The 22363-nt window shown below is 38.2% G+C and carries 24 protein-coding genes; 5 read left to right on the forward strand and 19 right to left on the reverse strand.

The window, feature by feature from the left end; translation table 11 throughout:
• The first annotated feature begins 296 nt into the window (after window positions 1–296).
• The 3 genes from ACONDI_RS15700 (at window position 297) to ACONDI_RS12970 (ending at window position 3785) form a co-directional block, all read left to right on the forward strand.
• Entirely contained in the window at window positions 297–1853 is a 1557-nt protein-coding gene (locus tag ACONDI_RS15700) for a flagellin N-terminal helical domain-containing protein (protein WP_420848209.1), read from the forward strand.
• A gap of 109 nt (window positions 1854–1962) precedes the next feature.
• Window positions 1963–3378 (forward strand): flagellar filament capping protein FliD, encoded by a 1416-nt coding sequence (fliD, locus tag ACONDI_RS12965; RefSeq protein ID WP_241078966.1) that lies wholly within the window; start codon window positions 1963–1965, stop codon window positions 3376–3378.
• 26 nt (window positions 3379–3404) lie between these two features.
• The gene (locus ACONDI_RS12970; RefSeq protein WP_241078967.1) at window positions 3405–3785 is read left to right on the forward strand and encodes a flagellar protein FlaG; all 381 of its coding nucleotides are present in this window, start codon (window positions 3405–3407) and stop codon (window positions 3783–3785) included.
• A 202-nt stretch (window positions 3786–3987) separates the two neighbouring features.
• Here the strand turns inward: ACONDI_RS12970 and ACONDI_RS12975 are convergent, their stop codons facing one another.
• Window positions 3988–4230 carry a hypothetical protein gene (locus tag ACONDI_RS12975; RefSeq protein ID WP_241078968.1) on the reverse strand — a complete coding sequence of 81 codons (243 nt, stop codon included), beginning with the start codon at window positions 4228–4230 and terminating at the stop codon, window positions 3988–3990.
• Between the two features lie 271 nt (window positions 4231–4501).
• Here ACONDI_RS12975 and ACONDI_RS12980 point away from each other — a divergent pair, with 271 nt between their 5' ends.
• On the forward strand, window positions 4502–4777 hold the full coding sequence (locus tag ACONDI_RS12980; protein ID WP_241078969.1) for a hypothetical protein: 276 nt from the start codon (window positions 4502–4504) through the stop codon (window positions 4775–4777).
• 145 nt (window positions 4778–4922) lie between these two features.
• Here ACONDI_RS12980 and ACONDI_RS12985 read toward each other — a convergent pair whose 3' ends face one another.
• The 16 genes from ACONDI_RS12985 to ACONDI_RS13060 form a co-directional block, all read right to left on the reverse strand.
• Window positions 4923–5387, reverse strand: coding sequence for a hypothetical protein (locus tag ACONDI_RS12985; RefSeq protein ID WP_241078970.1), 465 nt, complete (start codon window positions 5385–5387; stop codon window positions 4923–4925).
• On the reverse strand, window positions 5374–5799 hold the full coding sequence (fliS, locus tag ACONDI_RS12990) for a flagellar export chaperone FliS (RefSeq protein WP_241078971.1): 426 nt from the start codon (window positions 5797–5799) through the stop codon (window positions 5374–5376). Before fliS ends, ACONDI_RS12985 begins: the two co-directional genes overlap by 14 nt.
• 148 nt (window positions 5800–5947) lie before the next feature.
• Window positions 5948–6343: a flagellar protein FlaG gene (locus tag ACONDI_RS12995; RefSeq protein WP_241078972.1), complete on the reverse strand. Its 396-nt coding sequence runs from the start codon at window positions 6341–6343 to the stop codon at window positions 5948–5950.
• A 22-nt stretch (window positions 6344–6365) separates the two neighbouring features.
• The gene (locus ACONDI_RS13000; protein ID WP_241078973.1) at window positions 6366–6812 is read right to left on the reverse strand and encodes a flagellar export chaperone FlgN; all 447 of its coding nucleotides are present in this window, start codon (window positions 6810–6812) and stop codon (window positions 6366–6368) included.
• Between the two features lie 43 nt (window positions 6813–6855).
• Complete coding sequence (gene fliD / locus ACONDI_RS13005; RefSeq protein ID WP_241078974.1) at window positions 6856–8412, reverse strand: flagellar filament capping protein FliD; 1557 nt, start codon at window positions 8410–8412, stop codon at window positions 6856–6858.
• Between the two features lie 27 nt (window positions 8413–8439).
• On the reverse strand, window positions 8440–8805 hold the full coding sequence (locus tag ACONDI_RS13010) for a flagellar protein FlaG (RefSeq protein ID WP_241078975.1): 366 nt from the start codon (window positions 8803–8805) through the stop codon (window positions 8440–8442).
• A 72-nt stretch (window positions 8806–8877) separates the two neighbouring features.
• Window positions 8878–10344, reverse strand: coding sequence for a flagellin N-terminal helical domain-containing protein (locus tag ACONDI_RS13015; RefSeq protein WP_241078976.1), 1467 nt, complete (start codon window positions 10342–10344; stop codon window positions 8878–8880).
• A gap of 239 nt (window positions 10345–10583) precedes the next feature.
• Window positions 10584–10829 carry a carbon storage regulator CsrA gene (gene csrA, locus ACONDI_RS13020; protein ID WP_241078977.1) on the reverse strand — a complete coding sequence of 82 codons (246 nt, stop codon included), beginning with the start codon at window positions 10827–10829 and terminating at the stop codon, window positions 10584–10586.
• Complete coding sequence (fliW, locus tag ACONDI_RS13025; protein WP_241078978.1) at window positions 10830–11285, reverse strand: flagellar assembly protein FliW; 456 nt, start codon at window positions 11283–11285, stop codon at window positions 10830–10832.
• A 25-nt stretch (window positions 11286–11310) separates the two neighbouring features.
• Window positions 11311–11865 carry a DUF6470 family protein gene (locus ACONDI_RS13030; protein ID WP_241078979.1) on the reverse strand — a complete coding sequence of 185 codons (555 nt, stop codon included), beginning with the start codon at window positions 11863–11865 and terminating at the stop codon, window positions 11311–11313.
• Between the two features lie 17 nt (window positions 11866–11882).
• A complete protein-coding gene (flgL, locus tag ACONDI_RS13035) occupies window positions 11883–13562 on the reverse strand; it encodes a flagellar hook-associated protein FlgL (RefSeq protein WP_241078980.1) in 1680 nt (559 codons plus the stop codon).
• Window positions 13563–13649: 87 nt separating this feature from the next.
• Entirely contained in the window at window positions 13650–15185 is a 1536-nt protein-coding gene (gene flgK / locus ACONDI_RS13040) for a flagellar hook-associated protein FlgK (protein ID WP_241078981.1), read from the reverse strand.
• An 87-nt stretch (window positions 15186–15272) separates the two neighbouring features.
• Window positions 15273–15797, reverse strand: a complete 525-nt coding sequence (gene flgN / locus ACONDI_RS13045) for a flagellar export chaperone FlgN (protein WP_241080965.1) — start codon at window positions 15795–15797, stop codon at window positions 15273–15275.
• A 131-nt stretch (window positions 15798–15928) separates the two neighbouring features.
• Window positions 15929–16237, reverse strand: coding sequence for a flagellar biosynthesis anti-sigma factor FlgM (gene flgM / locus ACONDI_RS13050; RefSeq protein ID WP_241078982.1), 309 nt, complete (start codon window positions 16235–16237; stop codon window positions 15929–15931).
• Window positions 16238–16496: 259 nt separating this feature from the next.
• Window positions 16497–16916, reverse strand: coding sequence for a TIGR03826 family flagellar region protein (locus ACONDI_RS13055; protein WP_241078983.1), 420 nt, complete (start codon window positions 16914–16916; stop codon window positions 16497–16499).
• A gap of 145 nt (window positions 16917–17061) precedes the next feature.
• The gene (locus ACONDI_RS13060; RefSeq protein WP_241078984.1) at window positions 17062–17760 is read right to left on the reverse strand and encodes a ComF family protein; all 699 of its coding nucleotides are present in this window, start codon (window positions 17758–17760) and stop codon (window positions 17062–17064) included.
• A gap of 510 nt (window positions 17761–18270) precedes the next feature.
• On the opposite strand from ACONDI_RS13060, the gene ACONDI_RS13065 reads away from it, so the two are divergent.
• The gene (locus ACONDI_RS13065; RefSeq protein ID WP_241078985.1) at window positions 18271–19836 is read left to right on the forward strand and encodes a methyl-accepting chemotaxis protein; all 1566 of its coding nucleotides are present in this window, start codon (window positions 18271–18273) and stop codon (window positions 19834–19836) included.
• A gap of 92 nt (window positions 19837–19928) precedes the next feature.
• On the opposite strand, the gene ACONDI_RS13070 is transcribed toward ACONDI_RS13065, so the two are convergent.
• Window positions 19929–20216 (reverse strand): hypothetical protein, encoded by a 288-nt coding sequence (locus ACONDI_RS13070; protein WP_241078986.1) that lies wholly within the window; start codon window positions 20214–20216, stop codon window positions 19929–19931.
• A gap of 87 nt (window positions 20217–20303) precedes the next feature.
• Window positions 20304–22115: a DEAD/DEAH box helicase family protein gene (locus ACONDI_RS13075; protein ID WP_241078987.1), complete on the reverse strand. Its 1812-nt coding sequence runs from the start codon at window positions 22113–22115 to the stop codon at window positions 20304–20306.
• Window positions 22116–22363 lie beyond the last annotated feature (248 nt).

The raw sequence follows: 22363 nt of genomic DNA on the forward strand, positions 1-22363 counted from the left end.
AACAAATTAAAAAGATAGTTTTTCATCAGGGACGAGTCGATTATTAACTAATGCCGGTAAGGAGTACCGGTGGTTAATAATCCACTCGTCTATTTTTGTTTTTAATGAATTTATTTATGATGCCAACGCTCGTAAGAATTTGCAAAACAATCCAAATTAAAACTCGCTTATGGCATCATAAATAAAATCTTAGATGTACTCTGGATAATAAGCCGCTAAGGCTTGTTATATAAAGAATCACCGTGGGAATGGATGCTCACGGACAAAAATTTCAAGGAGGATGATGAATAATGAGTATGAGGATCAACACAAATGTAGAGTCGCTTAATGCGCACAGGAATTTACAAGGAACAAATAACAACATGAGGACCGCCCTTGAGAGACTATCAAGCGGCCTTAGAATCAACCGCGCTGCAGATGATGCGGCAGGATTAACCATCTCTGAGAAGATGAGAGGGCAGATAAGCGGTCTTAATCAAGCCGTAAGAAACGCCCAGGACGGTATCAGCCTTATACAGACTGCAGAAGGTGCACTAGAGGAAACTCACAATATTCTGCAGAGAGTGAGAGAGCTTGCTGTTCAATCGTCTAACGACACTAACACCAATGAAGACCGCCAGGCAATCCAAGAAGAGGTAGACCAGTTAGCTGCTGAAATCACAAGGATTGCAGAGACAACAGAATTTAACACCCAGGAGCTACTAGATGGAACTTTTGATGGCATTTTCCATATAGGTGCTAATGCAGGACAGAATGTTGATCTAAGTGTGGATAACATGAGTGCCAATGACTTAGGGGTTGCTGATCGAGGTAACGCACAGTTTCAGCTAGAGATTGCGGATCATGATAATTTTGATGCAGGTGATACTCCTCTTGATGATACAGATGGTTACTATGAATTAGAAGTAGTAGATCACGGAGAGAGCATTAAAGTAGGCGATTATACTGACGATTTTTCTGGATATGCTCAGTATTCATTACAAGATGCTGATGGTACTGTATATGCTGTTAGCTCAGACGGCGAAGATTATTATTTCGTAGAATCTGATACCAGTTATACAATTGACCAACTAGCAGAAAAAGCAAAAACTGACAGTGCTGACGTAGATTTCTTTACTGGTACTGGTGAAGCAGTAGAATTTGATGAGCCTGTAACAAGTGGCGTAGTTAGTTTTGACGTAGTTGAAGCAGGCGATGATCATCAGTTGGAAAATATTAGAGCAACAGGAACGATTGAGTTTGAAGAAGGCATGAGCATGTCAAGTGGAGAGTATACTTATATAACTTCTGATGGGGATATCGAAGATGCAGCAGAAGAGGCAGGGTTACTTCCTGACGGGGAGGGTATGTCTTCTGATTGGAAACATGGAGCATTAGTTAATGCAGATGGTGAACTTGTAGCTGTACAAAATAGCGAAAACGAATTTTTCTTAGCAGAAGAACTGAGTTTAACACAGGGTACTAGTGACGGGGGTAATGACCGCGTAGATCATGTATTTGAAACAGAACATTTTTCAGATGGAGACACAATAACTATAGCCGCTGAGGGTGGAATTGACGTATCAAACCAAGCCGCAGCAGACAGCGCTATCTCTGTAATTGACAACGCCATCGATGCAGTGTCCTCTCAGCGTTCTGAATTAGGAGCCCTTCAAAATAGACTAGAACACACTATCTCTAACCTTGGAGTAGCCTCTGAAAACCTGACAGCTGCAGAGTCTAGAATTAGGGATGCTGATATGGCTAATGAGATGATGAACTTTACAAGGCTACAGATACTACAGGAAGCTGGTACTGCTATGATGGCTCAGGCCAACATGAATCCACAGTCAGTACTTCAACTTCTAGGATAATAATAATCACACAGTTAGACAATAATAAGCCGGTCGGCGTTGCCGGCTGGCTTATTTTTTCATTAATTTATCATCAACTGCCCCAAGGATAACAATGGAGGGGATGACATTGAGAATAGATGGTATTGTCTCTGGTCTTGATACCAGGGAAGTGGTAGAGCAGTTAATGGATATCGAGAGAAGACAACCTCAGAGAATTGAGAGAGAGATAGAGACTGTAGAGAGTCAAAAAGACGCCTGGCGCGAAGTAAACAGTGCACTTTTGAGCTTTTCTAATACATTATCTTCTCTTGGAGACAAGGATACTTTTGTCTCAAAAGATGCATCTAGCAGTGCAGATAATATTTCAGTCTCTGCCTCTAATAATGCTTCTGAGGGTAGCTACAATATAGGAGTAGAGCAGGTAGCCACTGCCCACAGATTGTCTTCTGGAGATGAAGTAGAAGGAGAATTTGGCGAGGAATATGGCAGTGGAACAGGCAGGCTAATGATAGAGATAGACGGTAAAAAGTATGTCTTTTTGATAGAAGAGGAAAGTTCTCTTGAAGATGTAATGGATATGATTAATTCTAGTGATCTATTATCAGAAGAAAGCGATGATGACTCAGTACCAGTAAGCGCAAGGATAATTGAAAATAGATTAGTTATCGAAGCTGATAAAACTGGTTTAAAGAACCAAGTCACTTTATCTGATGATGATACAGGTGTATTAGACTGGTTAAGGCTAGATGAAGATACTAGATTTGAAAGTGAAGCAGAAGATGCAAGAATCTACATCGAGGATATAGGTCAGACAATTACCCGAAGCGAAAACATCATAGATGATCTATTTGATGGTGTAAGTATTGATATAAGCGGGGTTAGTCTAGGAGAAGGTGAAAGCCTATCATCAAGGATAACGGTATCACAAGATACAGATAGAGCACTAGAAGCTGTAAGAGGTTTTGTTGAAGGTTATAACAAAGCTGTAGATCTTTTGAATAAGAAGGGATTTGTCGAAGCAGGTAGTAATGGTGATGTTCAATCTGGGACTCTTCAGGGAGAATCCCTTTTAAACAGTATTACAAGGAACATTAGGACTAATGTTACAAATCCTGTATCTTTGGGAGATAACAATAATCTCTCTATAGGTAATATTGGTATACAGGTAGATAGGCACGGAGAGATGTCTTTGGATGAAGATAAATTTCTAGAAGCCTTAAACGATAATGAAAAGCAGGTTAAAGAACTCCTTAGCGAAGACAAAGGTATCTCTGGTAGGGTTAAAAATTACTTGGACAATGTTACTTTTAGTGATAATGAGATAAGACATAGAAGTACTTTTCTAGATAACTCCTTTATAGGTAATAGAATAATTAACCTCAGAGGTAGCATTGATAGAAAAAACGATCAGATAGAACGCTTAGAAACAAGGATTGACAGGCGCGAGGAAAATCTTCTAAGGCAGTTTCAAAGGATGGAAGAAGCCTTTCAAAGAGTACAATCCGAAAGTCAGTGGCTTTGGATGAGTTTTAATGACTTTTAATTAAAGTTAAAAATGGGGTGGATATATTGCTTAACAATATATCAAGTAATAATTTAATAGCTTCAAAAGATCTAGGTAGTACAAAAATTTTTGATGATACTAACAAAGCAGATACTAATAAAAGTGATATCAAAACAGAAAACCCTTCTAACTCACAACAAACAAAAATAGCTCACGATGTACAAGATATAATAGACACTGAAGAAATTATCAGTGAACTTCAGTCAAATAAATTTATTAATAAGGGATTTGCCTATGAGATCCACGAGGGTACTAATAGAATAAGGGTAGAGATCATAAACCGAAGTAACAATGAAGTGATAAAAGAAATCCCTCCGGAAAAACTTCTTGATATTTTCGCTGGGATAAAAGAAAATATCGGTGCTTTTGTTGATAAAAAGTTATGACATACTTAAATACTCTTTCTATACTCTAAATAAAAAACTAACACAATTCTATCTATTCTTTCCACGTAAATTTTTTCCATCAAAATATATTAGAGAAGAAACTCTTATCCTCCGCGAAATTTGGAGGATATTTGTTTGTTGAAGTTTATTATAATTATAACCTTTGCCGGTGGAAAAAAAGGATACGTCTCAATTTTTGCTCTTATATTTTCTCTATATCTTCAAAGATATCTTTCATTTCTTCATCACCAGTTCCTTCATACTCTTTTGCCTTTCTCTCAGCTTCCTCAATTATATTGTTAACTGCAGGTCTTACTTTTGCCTTCATTTTTTTAAATTCATCTATCAGCTGTTTCCCTGAATATCCTTTTTCAACAAGCTCTTTTAGAATTTCCTCAGAAAAATCAACATCTCCTTGTATTCGCTTTGAATTTAACTTATTCATAAACTTACTACTCCTTTTTCTTTAAGTCGCTTCATTAGTATTTATAACTTCTATTTAAGTTCATTACTTCTTACTATTTACTTTTTGTTTTTTTGATTATACCATGAATCACAAGATTATCTAAATAATCAAAATACACGTCTTTCGAATTTACGCTAATAGGTTTATTCGTTTCGCTATAATATAACTTGATGTATGGTATAATATATTTATAAAAGTAAAAAATACTGGAAAACTTAAGTTAGTACCATAAAGAAAGTGGGTGATGTAGATGTCTAACTTAGAAATTTCAAAAGATGAAATTAAAGATTTTAAAAAGCTGTCAATTATCGAAAAACTAACTCCTTTAAAAGAGTATGTAAAGCTTCTTGAAAAGAAATATCAATGCAATTTTGAGGAATTAGAGGATAAAGTCAACAATGATCCTGAAAATTTTGAGTTATGGGATTCATATATTGAATGGAAAGCGTATCAAGAAAAAACAAATGAATTAACAAAAAAATATGAGGAAATTGAACATGCAGACAGTATTAGATTTGTTGAATAACTAAAAAGTAATCTATAGCTATGAGGTCTTGGACTTTAAGCAAAGTGAAAATTTTTCTTATATGTAAAAGCTTATCCCCCATAAACTTAATTTGGGGGACTTATTTTGACATACTAGAGAGTATTCAACTAGAGAATATTTACTTTTAATTTTTCTTATCAAAATGAGCCCCCTTCTTTTTGCCTTCATTATTTTGAGCTTTCTTTTTGGAGTATAATTTAGTTCCCATGCTTTTCTTTAGCTTTTTTAGGTCATTATGACCGGTTAATTTTAGAAGCTGTTCTTCATGTTCTTTACTCCTGTTAAACACATCTTCCATTAGTATATTTATCTCATCTTGAAGTTTTCTTATTTTTGAAAGGTATGAGCTGTTTAATCTATCATTATCTTCTGTTATCAAATCTTTATATTCTTCTTTTAAAGCAGTTATCTTTTCTTCAAGTTTATTTTGTTTGTCAAGGATTTTACTCTTCTCATTGGTGATCTCTACATAATCATCGAACCTGCCGTCTTTCAGGCAGGTGTCCTGCTTATCTGTTATCTCCTGGAGTCTAGCTAAGTTTAGTTTATATTTTTCTAGGTATTTAATCCAGTCATCAAGCTTTTCCACTTACTCCACCTGCCTGCTTTGCTTCACCCTTTTGATTTTTAAGGGTTTTTTGTGCTTGTTGGAAGGTTTCTTTCATCTCTGTTAGCATGTTTCTTACCCGTGCTATTCTATCTTTATCTTTTTTGATATTTGCCTGGATTAGCTCATTTAGCATGTATTCATACAGGCTAAAGAGGTTTTTGGCTATCTCTCCACCTTTGTCAAAGTCTAGAGATACCATAAGTTCGTTAACTATTTCCTGTCCTCTTTTTATCTTTTCGTTTGCTGTTTTTAGGTCATTATCTTCAATGTGTTTTTCTGCCTGCTTTAAGAACTTGATCCCACCATCAAAAAGCATGAACATCAATCTTTCAGGTGTAGCAGTCTGCACAGAGGTCTCCTTATATTGGTTGTATGGGTTTTGATTCATCATGCTAAATACGCCCCCTTTGGTCTTATCAAAACTTCAATCAAACATATAACATAATACTTATTTGATACTGTTCTTTTATTTTTTAATTTTACTTTCCATTTCATTTTAATTTTAAATTAAAGCCTAAGGATTAATTTTAGCTTTAACACTAAATGGTCTCATCAATGATTAGGCCGACCATCTCTTTTATACCTGCCACAATATCAAGAATCTTCTCCGGAGGTATTTCTCTTATTACTTCTTCATTCTCTCTATCTACTACCTCAACCCAAATTCTATCCGTCTGTTCATGGATATTGTAGTCAAATTCTTTGTCAACAAATTTAGTAGCTTCTCTTAACTCATCAACAAGTTTTTCTACGTCTTCTCTTTCTAGAAGCTGGCTTCTACGGCTTTCTGCAGAGAGTTCATCTCTTTCTACTTCTTCCCTGGTTCTTTCCCTTGCGCTTTCACCGCTTCTTTCTAAGTTCTTTCTCTTTGATTCAGCAGGGTTATTTTCAACACCTCTAGTTCTTGGTATAGGGTCAGTACCATCTACTCTCAAGGTGTTTCACCTCTTTTCCTTGTCAACTTTTCTTATCAAAAAACACCCCTTCTTCTTTTATATGTCTTGGTTCTGGATGATAGGAATTAACCACTTTTCTATCACGTTTCGTTTTTGATAGTTCTTTTTCGATTTCTTTTTTGTTATGTCCTATTAGCTTTTCAAGCTCTTTTACTTTTCCTTCGGCTGTTCTTAGGATATCTTTGTTTTCTTCTCTTAGGTTATTTATTTTATCTTTATATGGCTCTGGGATGGCATGTTCCTGCCATTTTTCCTTGTACTCTTTAAGCTGGGGGGTTATATCACTCATCTTATTCATAGTACGCTTTTTTTTGTTAAATAAGCTCATAAAGCTTTCAATATCTTCTTCTTTAAGGTATTGAAGCTGTTTATCCAGTACTTTTAGGTATTTATTTGCTGTTTTATTATATTTTTCTAAAAGCTCCTGCCAGTTTTGAAGCTCTTTCAAAATTTATCCCCCCGGTCACATCACTAATATTTATCTGAATATGTTACATATTCTGTAGTTCCTGCTGAAGGAAATCTCCTTCTGCAAATGTTTCCTGTAATGATTCTTCCATTCTGCCAAACTGCTGCCACATGGTCTCTTCTCTCATGTCAATTCTTCTTTCCATACTATCGATTCTGTCTTCTTTTCTGTCTATATTACCTCTAAGGCTTAATATCCTCTCGCCGATCATGGTTCCCTGTTTGTCTCTATCCTGGTCTCCCTCATAGGCAAATCCTTCGTCTACAATATTTTCTTCTAGTCTAGTGGCAACACCATCTTCACTTGCAAAAAACTCTTCAACAAGCTCTGGCTTATCTTCTAATACTTCTCTAAATCTCTCCTCATCAAAGTCAATCTGACCAAGTTCACCAGGGTTAAAGCTATCTCCAACAGAAGCTTCTCCGCCTACATCAAGACCAAAGTATGCAGCACTTAGCTTTGTATCTTCATTTATATCTTCATACTGGTCAACATCAACATTAAGATCTCCTGCGTTAATTGGATCAGTTAACTGCCTTCTTAAGGAGTTTTGAAGGTTTCTTAACATGGAATCTCCTTGAAGGGCTCCTGTCTGTATATCTTCCTCATCTTCAACTTCTTCACCATATTCCTGAACTTCACCTTTTTCCCTAAGAAAAGATTCTATTTCGTTGTAATTATCTACAAATTCCTGCATTGATTCTACAGGGGTGTCCATATCACGGGAAATATCTATAGTGCCAGATGTTTCTTCATCAGCACCACTAATATCTATAGTTACATCTTCTTGATCAGGTCTAAATTCACTTAATTCTATCTCATTAGACTGAAGGTCATCACGTCTGGTAAATCCTATAGTGACATCAGCATTTTGAGCAGCCTGCTCTTCAAATCTATCTTCATAATCTTCAGCTTCTAGATCATAATCTTCAAACCCTATCTGCTCTAAGATATTCTCATTCTCACTTTCAATGTTTGTAATCCTATTATCTTCTCCGGTCTCGGTAGATTCAATTATCAGTCTGCCGTCTTCTGCGCTTTCTCTTTCCACATGAGACTCCAGATCACCCTCTGATTGCTGTGTTATTGCTTCAGCTATATCAAAGATGTCATCCCCGTCATAAAGCTCAATATTAAGTTCTTCTCCTCCAACTTCTATAATTAGGTCTTCGCTTTCTTCCCCGTTTAAGTCAAGTTCAAAGTCTTCTATGTCGCTTATAGGTTCTGAAGAAGATATTGCATGAGCTTTAGCAGTTTGATGCACTTCTATATCATAGTTTCCCTCTTCAGCATCGCTACCTGCTGTTACTGATATTCCCTCCGGAGCTTCTGTATTCATATTTGTAAAGGTGTCTCTATCTCTAATGGGGGATACAGTATCTGCTAAGCCCTTAATGGTCTTATTAACATCACGCCAGACGTCTTTTTTTCCTTCTACTTCACTTATTTCTCCTTCCATCCTTTGAATAGGTTGGCGCTCTATCTGCATCATAGTATTAATAAATTCCTGGGTGTCAAAACCGCTTGCTAGTCCACCTACTCTCATATGATCCATTCCACTTCCGCCCATACCTTCCATAACTTACACCTCCTAAAAAAACCTGCTTTAAACCTTCTCGTCTATTATAAGCCCGGCTTTTTCTTTAATCCCTGCGATAACGTCTAGTATATCCTCAGGTGGGACCTCTTTTATAACTTCATCTGCTCCCCTGTCTATTATTTCAACCCATACCCTGTCTAGCTTTTCATGAATATTGAAGTTAAATCCCTTGTCATAGAAGCGCTCTACTTCCTCTGATTCTTCTAAGGCCTTTTCTATTTCATCCCTGTTTATTTCTTCTCTTCTTTTCTCCGGGGCCAGTTCATCTTTTTGAAACTTGTCACTTATCTTATAATCATGATTATTGGTCTTACCTGCAACACTCTCAGGCCTATCAATTTTTGCCGCCGGGCTAGCTTCAGCAATATTCAATTTTGGTCACCTCCTAAGTTTAAAAAAGGCCAGCCGACTTGGTCGGCCGGCCTTTTGATATCAAAGGGTCTATTACTGAAGAAGCTGAAGTACGCCCTGCGGCTGCATGTTGGCCTGAGCCATCATAGCAGTTCCTGCTTCTTCTAGTACCTGATGCCTTGAGAAGTCCATCATTTCTTCTGCCATATCAGCATCTCTAATTCTTGATTCAGCAGCTTCTAGGTTTTCAGATGCCACACTTAAGTTAGCGATAGTGTGCTCTAGTCTGTTTTGAAGTGCTCCTAGTTCGGAGCGCTGGGATGAAACAGTGTCGATTGCGTCATCAATAGTTGATATTGCACTATCGGCAGAGTCCTGATTTTGTATATCAAGACCACCTTCAGCTGTTACGTCTATTGTATCTAATTCATGCAAGTCAACATCAGTACTTGAAGCAATAGGATCTGCATCGTCCCAATCTTCGTTATCAGCAAGGTCTATATCATCTGCTGAATAAATATTATTTCCATCAGAATCTATCACAGCTACAACATTATCAGTTTCTACATCGTCTCCTTCTCTTATTAATGCATAGCCATCATCATCAACGCCATCTATGTCGCCACCTTCAATTACTTCATATGTTCCGCTTTCTAAGTCATTTTCAAGATCTACAGTAGCAGTAGCTGATGCACTAGCAATTGAGTCAGTTTCAGTTATCTCTAAGTAAACTTCACCAGAGGTTACAGGAGCATCGAAATCTAGCCCCGCATCATCATCTACATCTGCTTCTCCTTCTCGAAGTTCTTCAACAGTAGCTGTATCTTCCAGTGCATCATATACTTCTCCGTCGTTGCTAACCGCACGAGCATTACCATCCTCATCAACAAGAGCGTATTGTGCAAATTCATCTGTATCTACTTCATAAATTTCTCCTAGATCTACAACCTCAAGTTCATAAGTTTCTTCTCCCTCAAGTGCTGTATCGTCTAAATCGTCTAAATCGTCAATATTGTCAGTAGTTAATTCAAAACTTACATTACCACCTTCTCCAACACCTAGGGCACTTGCTCCCATATTATCAATAGCTAAATCAACATTTTGTCCTTCATTAGCTCCAATATGGAAAGTTCCTTCAAAAGTATCATCTAGTAGTTCTTGGGTGTTAAATTCAGTTGTTTCTGCAATTCTTGACAGCTCCTCTGCAAGCTGGTCCATCTCGTCCTGCATAGCACCACGATCATCATCAATGTTCGTGTCGTTAGCTGACTGTACTGCAAGTTCTCTCATTCTCTGCAGGATACCATGAGTCTCTTCAAGAGCACCTTCTGCAGTCTGGATAAGGCTGATAGCGTCCTGAGCATTACTTACAGCCTGGTTAAGACCATTAACCTGTCCTCTCATCTTCTCTGAGATTGACAGACCTGCTGCGTCGTCTGCTGCACGGTTAATTCTCTGACCGCTTGATAGCCTTTCCATAGAAGTCTGCATGTTCTCGTTGGTTCTTTGAAGCTGCCTGTGGGCATTCATCGCTTCAATGTTCGTGTTAATTCTTGCCATTTGAATCATCCTCCCTGATTTTTATTTGGGCGTCCCTGCCCGTTTTTTTGCTCCCATTTGAAGAGATGGCCATCTCTTTTGTTTAAGGGAATATATGAATTAACCCCATCTTGGGGATAATCCCTAGTATTAGTTCCTACTATAATATATCGGCTTTAAGATGTATTGTTGTTAGCATGGTGAGTAGTTTGTAGGTTCTTTTAGAGCTTCTCACAGGGTTTTGGCTTTTTTTTGCTCTCTTATTCACCCTGATTTTTCTTGTTTTTTAGGGCATCTGATAATTTTCCAAGGGTATCCTTTGATAGTTTGGTAGCCTGGATGTTTTGTCCCTGGATTTTTTCGTAGACTTCTTTTCTGTGAATCTCTACATCCTTTGGTGCCTTGATGCCAACCTTGACCCTGTCTCCTTCTAGCTTTACTAAGGTTATCTCTATGTCATCTCCTATGATTATTGATTCTTTTTCTTTGCGGGATAGTACTAGCATTTAGACTGCTCCCTTCGCCCTGTCTTCGTTAAACAAAGGGTGTTTGGTACCATAAGGAGATGGGTGTAGGATTACTTGTTTCCCAAGGCGTTTGTCAGGGTTTATTATTAAGGGGCCTTGAAGGTTTACTGTGGCTTTTTTGATATCTTGTTCTGGTACGGTTACTATAGCGAGGATAACACCCTTGGTTGGGTCATCTAGCTCTGTTATAGATATCTCTTCTTCTGCTATCTCTACTTTGTAATCTGTGAAGAACTGTGATGGGTCTATTAAGAGAAAGAAGAGCTCAATATCATCTATTGATTGAAGATACCAAAAAGGAGTATCCTTCTCCCCCTGCAGTAACAGGTATCTGGTATAATCAGAGAAACCTACTAATCCACTTGGAAAGGTTATTATCTTATCTTCATCTATCTTAATCTCCCCTAAGAAGGGGCTATTTATCTTCTTAGTCATTAATAACACCTCTTAAAAACAATAATTATCTTACCCTTATATCTATCTGAGGTTCTGGGTCTACTTGTATATTTAGGCTTCCTGCCTCTATGTATGCACGCCTTGCTATATCTTCTAGGTTAATTCTTAGCTCTTCTGGGGAATAGTCAAGGTCAATCTCCCCTTCTTGTACTTCAATTCTTGGAGGGTTCTGTGGTACTAGAGCTATATTGAATTCATCTTCTGCAAAGACGTGCTGGATAACCTGATCTATTAATGGATTGCCCCCGTCTTCTATTCTCTGAAGCTGATCACCCCAGGCGGATATCCTTCCTATTGCTTCATAAGCTTCCTGCATCCCTTTGTCTGCTCTTTCGCTGGCAAGGCTTACTACTTTTTTGCGGTTTAGGTCTTCATAGACTTCGGTAGAGTCCACCTGGACCTGGGGGAAGTTAGTCGTTAGTGAGAACTGACGATCTTCTTTGTCTAGTTGGAAGTCTCTACGACTCATATCAAGCTCAGATTCCATGGGGGTACTCTGGAGATCTAAGCTTCCAAATGTAATATTTATCTCAAGGGATCTATCTATACCTACTCCCATAGGTTATCCACCCCTAACTACTGAAGGAAGTCAAGCAGGGTAGGCTGTATTACCCTTGCTCCTGCACTAAGAGCCATACGGTGCACGTTCTCCTGCATCTTAAGGTCCATGATAGTCTCTGCCATGTCTGCTTCTTCTACTTTTGATAAGCGGTCCTTTGACATGTGCTCTACATCTTCAAGGCGGTTCTTGGTAAGCTCCATCCTGTTTGTTCTAGCTCCTACTGTTGAGCGGTTATCTAAGGTATGATCTATCCATTTATCTAGATTAGATATATTTTCGTTTGATAGCCTGTCGTGATTACCCTCTTTTAGATCATGATATACCTGATCTAGGGTATGGAACATACTGCTCTCAGGGGTTGGCTCTGTCTTGAAGTCAAGGCCGTGATAGGAGGTTGCAGTTACTTCGTCATCGCCGCCTTCAACTTCTACCCAACCGGTAGTAACAGGTCTGTCAAAGTCTAGGGTTATTGGTTCATCGTCATCATCCTGGGCTAAGTCTTCCTCGTTTATATTCTCTAGATCATCAGTTTCGACACCGTCTTCTAAGGCATACCATGTTCTACCGTCCTGGCTAACTGCGGTATATTCTTCATTGTTATCTTTCATAGCGTAATTAACCTGCATATCATTTATCTCTATGCCTTCATCTCTGACATCTTCAACCAGGTATTTGCCTTCATCTTCTAGGGCTATATTATCTATGTCTTCTTCTACGGTAGAGCTATTACCTTCAGGAAGGCCTGCTGACACTTCACCACTTGTAACGGAATAGTCAAAGCTAATGGTAGCAGGATTATCTTCCCCGTCAGTGATTATGTGGGTTGTTTCAAGATCATCTTCTTCTACAGATGATTCTAATATATGATAATCATATCCATCTTCACTTACTGCATATATGTCACCGTCTTCATCTCTTAGGGCGTAGCTTGCATCTATCTGTTCTTCGTTATCATCTCCGATATCTACAGCCACTGGCTCATCTAGCTCATAAGCTTCTAGATCCATATCCTCAAATTCTGAATCTACCTCACCAAAGGCTCCTATATCTATATCACCGTTATCAAAGTCAAATCCTTCCGCTGCTATTCCATCAGGAAGTTCTTTGTTTTCTAAGGCTGTAGGGTCACCAAAGACATCTCTACCGGGTACATTCTTGGTAGATTCTACACCTACGTTGATCTCGGTAGATAGGACCCCGTCATTACCTGTGTATTCAATTTTACTCATACCGAATTCATTTTCCTCGTCTAGTTCCTGAAAAGGCTCTTCTGTGGTCTGATGACCTCCGAACAGATACTTACCACCTTGATCGGAGTTAGCCACCTGAAGAAGGTGGTCTCTTAATTCTTTCACCTCTTCTGCTATGGCGTTTCTTGACTCTTCTGGAAGGTCACTATTAGAGCCTCTAACTGTTAGCTCTCTTGCTCTCTGCATAACGTCTCCTACTTCACCAAGGGCAGAGTCGGTGGATTTTAGCCAGTCGGAGTTTTTCTCCACGTTGTCTATGAACTTCGATAGCTCGGTGTTTTGTGATCTTAGTTTTAGGGCCTCTGAGAGGCCAGAAGGATCATCTGATGGGCGGTGGATTCTTTTGCCCGATGATAGCTTTTCCTGGGTATTATTAAGTCTTGTTAAATTTTTGTGGAGATTGGTATTCAGAGTATCTACGAGCATATTGTTTGTTACCCGCATAATTTTTGCCTCCTTAAGCTCTATATAATCGATAGTCTATCGATAGTCTAAAGTAAATTCAAGAACTTACCTGTTTTGCTTAGCGTTTTAGCGGCCTACAACACCCATTCTATTGATGATGGTATCAAGCTGTTCATCTACTGCTGTTACCATCCTTGAGGCTGCGTTATAGGCCTGTTGGTATTTGATCATATCTGTCATCTCTTCATCTAGGGATACGCCGCTTACTGCTTCGCGGCGGTTTTTTAGCTGGTTTAGAAGAAGGTCCTGGTTCTCTACCATCTTCTCTGCTTCCTGGGCTTCGACCCCTAGACTTGAGACTGTAGCATCTATGAAGTCATTGAAGGTAGAAGTACCGTCAACGTCTTCTTTTCCTTCATAATAGTCCTCATCTATTATCCTCTCATGCTTTAGCTGGGCCAGGCGTTTGGCGTTTTCGCCGTTACCAGGGTATTTGCCTTCGCCTTCTGTCTCATATCCAGCCCTTATATTAAAGACATCATCTCTAATGTCATCATCTACTTCCATCAGGTCATCCCCGTTATTTAGCCAGTTAAAGAACTCTTCCACATCTCCAGAGTCGCCTTCTTCTCCCTGGGCTTCGTGATAATCAAACCCTTCACTGTGAACGTCGTTAAACTTGTCCTGGAATTGATACATTACACTTCTAAGCTCATTTATCTGATCTTGGACTATCTCGTCTCTAGAATCAAATAGCCCTTTCATTTCACCGTCTCTGAAGTTAATCTCCTGGCCTGTGTGTTCCCACTTGACAACACTACCCTCTGGCTCTACCTCTTCTAGATCGCCTATATCTTCTTCCTCGCCGGGGTCAGCAAGGTCAAAATCCTCTTCTTCAAAGACCATTTGATTTGCCTTCTCTCCACGTACAAGGGCTGTGCCGCCAATGTTTACCTGAAGGTGACCTCTGCTGTCTTCTGATAGTTCATAGTCTGTTAGTTCTGATAGCTCGTCTAGAAGGACGTCTCTTTTGTCCCTTAGATCGTTAGCATTTTTGTCCTGGGAGAGCTCTACGTTATGGATCTGTTTGTTAAGATCTGCTATCTGACGACCGATAGAGTTTATCTCGCTTACCTTTGTACCAATTCTCTGATCTATGTCTTCCTTTAGGTCTACCATCTGGGTGTACATGTGGTTAACGGTATCTGCTAGAGAAACTCCCCGCTCCATTACCTGAGACCTTGCCGTTCTGTCTTCAGGCTCGTCTGCAAGGGTCTGAAGGGATTCCCAGAACTGGTCAAATACGTCTCTAAGACCTGATTCTGAAGGTTCGTTGTAGATTACTTCTAGCTTTTCTAAGGTGTCGTGCTTTGCACTCCAGTCTCCTGCGAAGCGGCTTTCGTTACGGATCTGCTGATCTATGAAGTCATCCCTCATCCGCTCTATATCAGTCACCTCTACCCCTGTGCCTATCTGTCCGGGGCCTGTGGGTGAGTTCATAGCGGGTTTGGTGTAGGGGTTGGTTGCGCTCATCCTCACCTTCTGGCGGGTATAGCCTTCGGTGTTGGCATTAGCTATGTTATGGGAGGTTGTCTCAAGGGCCTTCTTCTGAGAATAAAGGCTTCTTCTAGCCGTCTCAAGGCCAAAAAAACTAGATCTCATTATGTATTACCTCCTTACGGATCGATTAGACCCAAATCTATAATTCAATTCAATTGATTAATACTGTAAATGTAATTAGTCCTTTTATCAAATTCTCTTGTCAAATATGTTTCGTCTGTTCTTTTGTTCTTTTATATTCTGTCCTTCATTCTTGTTAAGGTCTTTGGAGTAGGTACCTGGATCATTCTCTGATGCAGTATATAAGTCAAGGGCAGTATTCACATACTGAAGGGACTGCTGGATAAGCTGGTTGTTTTGCTGGTTTAGCTCTTTTAGCTCTGCTAGGATTTTGGTCAGTTCTTCAAAGAGTTGGTCTAGTTTTTCTCTTTCTTTGCCTTCGCTTGCTTCTATGAAATCAGTCAAGACAGGATCTTCTTTAGTCGGGTCCTCTCCTGTCAGGTTAAGCTTTTCATTAAGTTCTTTTTGGGTGCTTTCTCTGTGTTTTTCTAATTTGCCTGATTTGACTACGATTTTTTCTTCTTTTTTTAGAAGTTCTTCAAGCTCGTTAATCCTTCCATCGACAAGAAGGTCTTTTTTCTCGTGGGCATATTCCAAGAGAAGTTTCTGTGTTGCTAGCTGTTCTTCTAAGTTTTTTATCAGATCGTTAAACATACCCAATTATATCACCCCAAAAATACTAAGCTATGTCAATGCTACGCCATCTAAATCAAAAGCCATAGATCCTAATACTAATAATTAAATAATTAGAACCTAAATAATCATAAGCTAGATCATAACATCAGCTAGATCTTAACATCAAAGCCTGCTTCTTCAATCATCTTCTCTGCTATCTTACCGCTGTCTATAGTGTAGTTACCCTGGTTAATCTGCTCTTTAATCTGGTTTACTTTTTCTGTTCTTACTTCTGTGGTGTTACCTGTCTTTAGCTTCTTAGCCACTCCAGATAGCTCTAAGCTGTCCGGGTTTTGGGTTTTTGAAGTTTTATCAGTTTTGGCTGCTTCTTTATTTTTGTTGTTGTCTGGTTTGTTAGTCTGCTGGCTCTTGTAGGCCTTAAGGTATTCACTTATCTGTCCTGTAATCTTGTTATTCATCAATATTCACCTCGCTAGATAGAGCTATAATAAAGCTATAATAAAGCTATGACCTGCTTTATGCAGATACTTTGATTTCAGAATAAAAATAAACATAAAAACCGATCCACCTAGTATATAAAATCGGCCGGCAAAGGAAAACAGTTTAGAGTAGTTAAACTATCTCCTGCCGGCTCTATGGCCTATATTTTAAAATATATTATACTTACTTCTAGTTGCTTTCTCTTTTAGTCTTTTAATGCGTCATTTGTTTTCTGTGCTATTTGTCTTTAAAGCGATCTCTTATGTGAATCTTGCCGCCTTCTTTTGGTCTGTCATCATCTTCTTTTTTCTCTTCCTTTTTCTCTCCCATGGCCTTTTCTAGGTCTGATTGGAGTTTTCCTGTACAGTCACTGCAGTATTTGCCCCTTTTGGTTGGAGCACCACAGCTCATGCAGGAAACACTAATATTTTCAAAAGACGAAGCCTCTAGTCTTCCTTCCCTGATGAAGTTATTAATCCGCTTCTCACTAACTTCTGTTTCTTCAGCGACTACTGGTACTGTTGCCCCAGGGTTATCGTCAAGGTATTGTTTTACTTTTAAGAAATCCTCTTCTTCTTTCTGGATACATTCAGGGCAGATCTTTTTGCCTACCTTTTTAAATAGCTTACCGCATTCGGGGCAGTTTGTAATATCCATTATTGACCCCTCCCTTCTAAGATAAAAAATAAAGCACAATATGATTAACAATATTAATTAATCATATCATAGTTTTTAAGCTTAAATTAATTGCACCAAAATCAATTATTATATTTGATACCTGGTAATTTCATTATCTCACGAATTATCTGCAGAGCACAAGGGATGTTATCTCACTGGCTCCATTTTGTAATAGCACCCGTCTTCCTTCTTCAAGGCTTGCTCCTGTGGTAGAGATGTCATCTATGAGAAGTATTCGCTTCTTAAGATAACATTCCTTCTCTATGTGTAGATTTATGTCGAATTTACCCTTAATATTTAAAAGTCTTTCTTTTCTACCAAGCTGTCCCTGGGGGATGGTATCTTCACTTCTTACAAGGAGCTCATAGGCAGGTATCTTGAGGCTATCTGATACCACTTCTGCTAAGAGTTCTGCCTGGTTAAACCCTCTCTCTATTAGTCTGTTATAGTGAAGGGGAATGAAGGTAATGGTGTCTATTTTGTCACAGAGAGAGCTCTTGTCAAAGAGTATAAATTTTAATATGTCTTTAAAGATATCAACAAAGATATATTTGAAGATGTGAGCTAAGCCTTTGTCGTGAAGTTTTTTCTCTTCTTCTAGAAGAACCCTTAAGGCTAGTAGACGTCCTAAAGGAAGTTTTAGCTCTGTGTTTTTGCCTAGTTTTAGTTCATGGATTAGGTCTTTTAGGTAGCCTCCGTAAGGTGCTACATATAAGAGTGTTGGGTCATTGTTATCATCCAAGTTGTTATTTTGGTTATGACTGTTTCTTTTGTGATTATCTTGTTTATGACTGTTTAGTTTATTTATCTGTCTATGAGACAAAAGCCTATTTGGTTCAAGAAAGTCTAGTCTATTTACACATCTTTTGCAGATTATTTCGCTATTGTTTTCTAAGTAAAAATTTCCTTTAGAAAAACTAAAGGAAGGTGTTAGAATTTGAGGACCGTCCCCGATTTGGTCACTGCAGAGTAGGCAGGATCCTGTTTTTAGATATTTATTAAATTTGGTATTTGTGATAAACTTATCTATAGTGACCAGAACCTTCCTATTTAGTTTTTTCCTCTGGGTTATTTAAAGGCATGTTATCTGAACATTATGTTATTTGAACAGTATCTATCTAGATTGTTTATTTAAATATTTAGGATTATTTGTTTATAAAACGTTTAAAACTCCTTTGAAGGATCTTCCATAAAATATGGAGAATATAAAATGTCGTGGAGATGATTTTTTATGTTATGATGGCAAGTTATAGTTTGCTAGTAATTAACTGACAAAGAATAATCCTATCATGAGTTTTAAAAACTTTTTAACTTAAACAAGGGGTGATCTTAGTTGAATGAGAGATTAGAAGTTTTCAAAAATGCCAATCTAAAAAACTTAATATTTAACGGGTGTATGTTCTTAGCGCTTTTAGTTTTTTTGTTTGAAAGGTCTGTCACTATGGCTTCATACTGGCCGCTTTTTTATATTTGCCTTGGGGTATCTGTAATATCTGCGGGGACCAGTATTTATCTTTATCAAAGAAAAAGAAGCGACAGCAGGATCAGGTATGTGTTATTTATTGGATTCTTAATTAATTATACCATTGTTTTGTTTGCCCTGCCAAATCCTTTTACCTATGCCATTATTTTCCCGGTGCTTCTTGTCAGTCTATCCTATCTTGATCAGAAGTTCATTGCAACTTGTGCCGGGCTTTCTTTAATAGTTAATATCTTCTCTGTGAGTGAGGTTTTGGCCTTTGGAGGTATCGCAGGGAATATTGCAAACAGCGGTGATGGGATACTTGTTTATCAAATCTTTGCCCCGGCAGCCTTTCTTGTAGGGACCTTTTTCCTTGGTAATCTATTCGGGGGCAAACAGTCAGCAGAAAATACTTCAACAAAAGAAGCTGCAGAAAATGCTGGAAAAACAACAAATACAAACAATTCGGGCACTAATCAAAGTGCTAATCAAAATAACCAAAGTACAAACACCTCAAACAACAATAGCGGCGAAGAAGAACTAGCAAAGAAACTATCCGATACCTTAAATAGAATTAGAAAGTCTATCGAAGAAGCATCAAGCGGAATAGATCAGCTAACTTCTAGTGTAGAGCAGGTTAGCGAAGGTATTAACCAAAACACCAAGTCCCTTCAGGATACTACTGCTGCTGTGGAAGAGGTATCTAGGTCTTCACAAACTATGGCCGAATCAGCAGAAAAGATCTCTGAAAGCAGTAGCAACACTAAGGAAAATGCAGATGAAGCAAACAAGCTAACAGAGGAAGCAGTAAACCATATCAAAACAGTCCATGATGGAAGCAACAAAACACAAGAAGTAGCAAAGCAAGCTCAGGAATCTACCCAGAAGATAACCAAGTTCACAGAGACCATTACAGAGATCTCAGAACAGACTAACCTTCTTGCTCTAAATGCTTCTATTGAAGCTGCAAGGGCTGGCGAGGAAGGAAAAGGCTTTGCCGTTGTTGCAGATGAGATCAGAAAACTCGCAGAACAGTCTAGAGAAGCTGCCGATGAGGTTATGGGTGTTGTAAAAGAGATTACAGATAGAACCGAAAAGGTAACAAAGGCCGTAATGGCAGCAGAAGAACCTCTTGCTAACGCAGTAAATAGTGTGGAGGATGCAAAATCAAAGGTAGTTAACATAGTTGATCAGATTAAGGAAGTTGATGATCAGATCCAAAACATTGCAGCAGGTGCTGAAGAACAGTCTGCTTCAAGTGAAGAGATGGAAGCTTCGGTTAATGAGGTCCTAGAGACCATGAAGAAAAATGACACTAATACATCTGAGATAACAGCCAATATCCAGGAGCTAAACAGCTTCCTAGATGAGATAGAGGATAGCATTCAGGAGCTTGATTCTTTAAGCAGTAGCTTGGAGAATAAAGTCGTGGACTAAATCTAAATAAATAGCAGCCTGTCTATACTTTAGTTAATAATAATAAAGATAGATGGGCTGCTTTATTAAGCTTTTTAAATGGCGTTCTTCTCTCATACACATTGACCCTTAACAAAAATTTTAGCATCTACTGGAACATTATTAATCTCATTATGATTTTTACTTAATACTCTTAGACTGGCTTTATACCCACTCTCATATAGTGGATCTACGTTACGATTAAATATATAATGTAATTTTCTTCTTTTGTCCAAGTCAAAATCAGCTATTATAACCCAGATACTTAAGTATCTTTCAAGTTGATATACAAAAACTTTCTCTGTAAATTCAAATTCAAGTAAAGGATCCACTGTTTTTTTAATTAAATCTTCATTTTTCATAAATAAACACCCTTTCATTTAATACTTGCCTTTATTAACAACCGTTTGATTAATTATACTACAAATCTAAACTCAATATCAAAAGTTCTACTCCTCAATAAACCCCTTCTTTAATGCTTCTTTGTTCAATCTATCTATTAGTTTTCTAGCCCTTTTCATAGCTTTTGTAATATATTCTCCTGCGAAGATCACTTCACCGTAAGGATCGGCTCCGGTTCTCCCGCTTCTTCCTGCCATCTGTACAAGAGCTCTATCATCAAAGACGTCATGATTGCTAAATAATACCAGGACTCTAACTCCTTCAAGGGTTATACCTCTCTCTAGAATAGTTGTGCTTACAAGGATTTTTATTTTGCCATTTGTGAATTCGATTAGTTTTTCATCCCTTTTTGGGTCTTTTGAGTGGCTAAAAGAAACTATAGAGGCTATACTATTGTCTGCATCATTACTCAAGTGTTCTTGTTTTTTTAAGTAGTTCTGTTTTCTTAAATACTTTTCTAATCTCCTAGAAGTCTCTTCTGCAAGGTTGATAGTCGGTACAAATACAAGCATAGGTTTATTCAAGTCAAGGTTTTTGTCTATGAATGAAGTTATCTTTTTAGAGAATTTTCCGTTATTTCCTTCCATGCCTTTTTTTGATACTTTTATCAGCTTTGGTAAGGGCGCTGGTTTTTTGTGAAATCTAGCCGGTATGGTTATTAGGTATGCTGTTTTTTTCTTTGTTTCTTTTAACAAAGACTTTTCCGGAGTTGCTGATATGTATATGAGTTTTGCGTCTTTTTTTAGTGATCTACCTAGAAGAAGGGGAAGGTTGTTGCTCCCTCTATAGGGAAAGGCATCTGCTTCATCTAGTATTACAAGATCAAAAGCCCTATAAAACCTGTAGAGCTGATGGGTGGTAGATACGACAAATTCTCCATCTGATAGTTTGTTTTTAAACCCGCCGTAGAAGGTGTTTATCCTGATTCCCGGAAAGGCTTTCTCTAGCCTATGACTTAGCTCTCTTGTAAGGTCTCTTCTAGGTGTTGCAAAGAGGACTTTCCCGCCTTTTTTAATTATTTTTTTCACCGCTCCATAGACAGCTTCTGTCTTACCCCCACCGCAGAGGGCAAAGATAAGGGCCTTTTTCTCTTCTCTATCCAAAAATTCACTTGCCATATCATAAGCTTCTTTTTGGGCCGGGGTTAGGTCAAAGTCCAGGTGGGGTAGGTTCTCTAGCAGATCATCTGATTTATAGTCATAATCAAGCTTACCCTTAGGCATACTTTCAAGCTTATTTTGTCCAAAACTTGCTTCAGGGCTTATCTTAATCTTTAATTGCAAATTTTGTTCTTTAGAAAATAAAAAAAGCGGGGTACATGATCTTGCTTCCCCCATCTTCAAGCATTCTCTACAGACAAAGCACCTTCTCTTACATCTAGGACAATCTGTCTCTAATAGATCTTTTGACCCGCACCTAAAGCATCCATTTTTAAATTGATTAGAAAGGTCCTGATCAAAAATCTCCTCCATTATTTTAGCCATAAACTTATCTTTTTTGCTAATTACAGACGGGATTATTAAGGCGTTTGTAAAAATCAAAAACTTCTGCAAAAGCGCCATATCAGTAGTAAGCCCATTAGCTTCAACAGAGCTGCTGGTACCTTCAGGAGTTTGCCCATGCTGGGTATCTTCACCGATCATTTTCAAAAGATTATAAAGCTCATCAGCCAGTAAGGCCCTGCCTTCGACATAGGGATATATATTGCTAAATAACATTGTCTCGTTATGGTCAAACAAACCAGTAAAATTATTAGTGTCATAATCCCTCACGCAGGATTGTATATTGAAGTCTTGTCTATTATCAGAAAAATTAATTTTTGATTTACTAATTCTTTCATACGCTTCAGTAATGCTCATGTATTCTGGGGTATCATCTAGCCAGGTGAATTTATTGTCTATAGATAAATTTTCAGGCGGGTATGTGGCGGCTAGTAGTTTTTCGATTATATTGTGTACAGCAGTACCTGTGTAATAGTCCTTGCCATTTGTTAGTATTCATGGAGCTACTTGATAAGGTTTAGTAAAAATATTTTTCAACTTAAGCTTCATCTCCTTATCTTTTGGTAATACTTAATTAACAGCCTTTAATTAATTATACTATATTT

Source organism: Natranaerofaba carboxydovora (genome assembly GCF_022539405.1).
Lineage (GTDB): Bacteria > Bacillota > Natranaerobiia > Natranaerobiales > Natranaerofabaceae > Natranaerofaba > Natranaerofaba carboxydovora.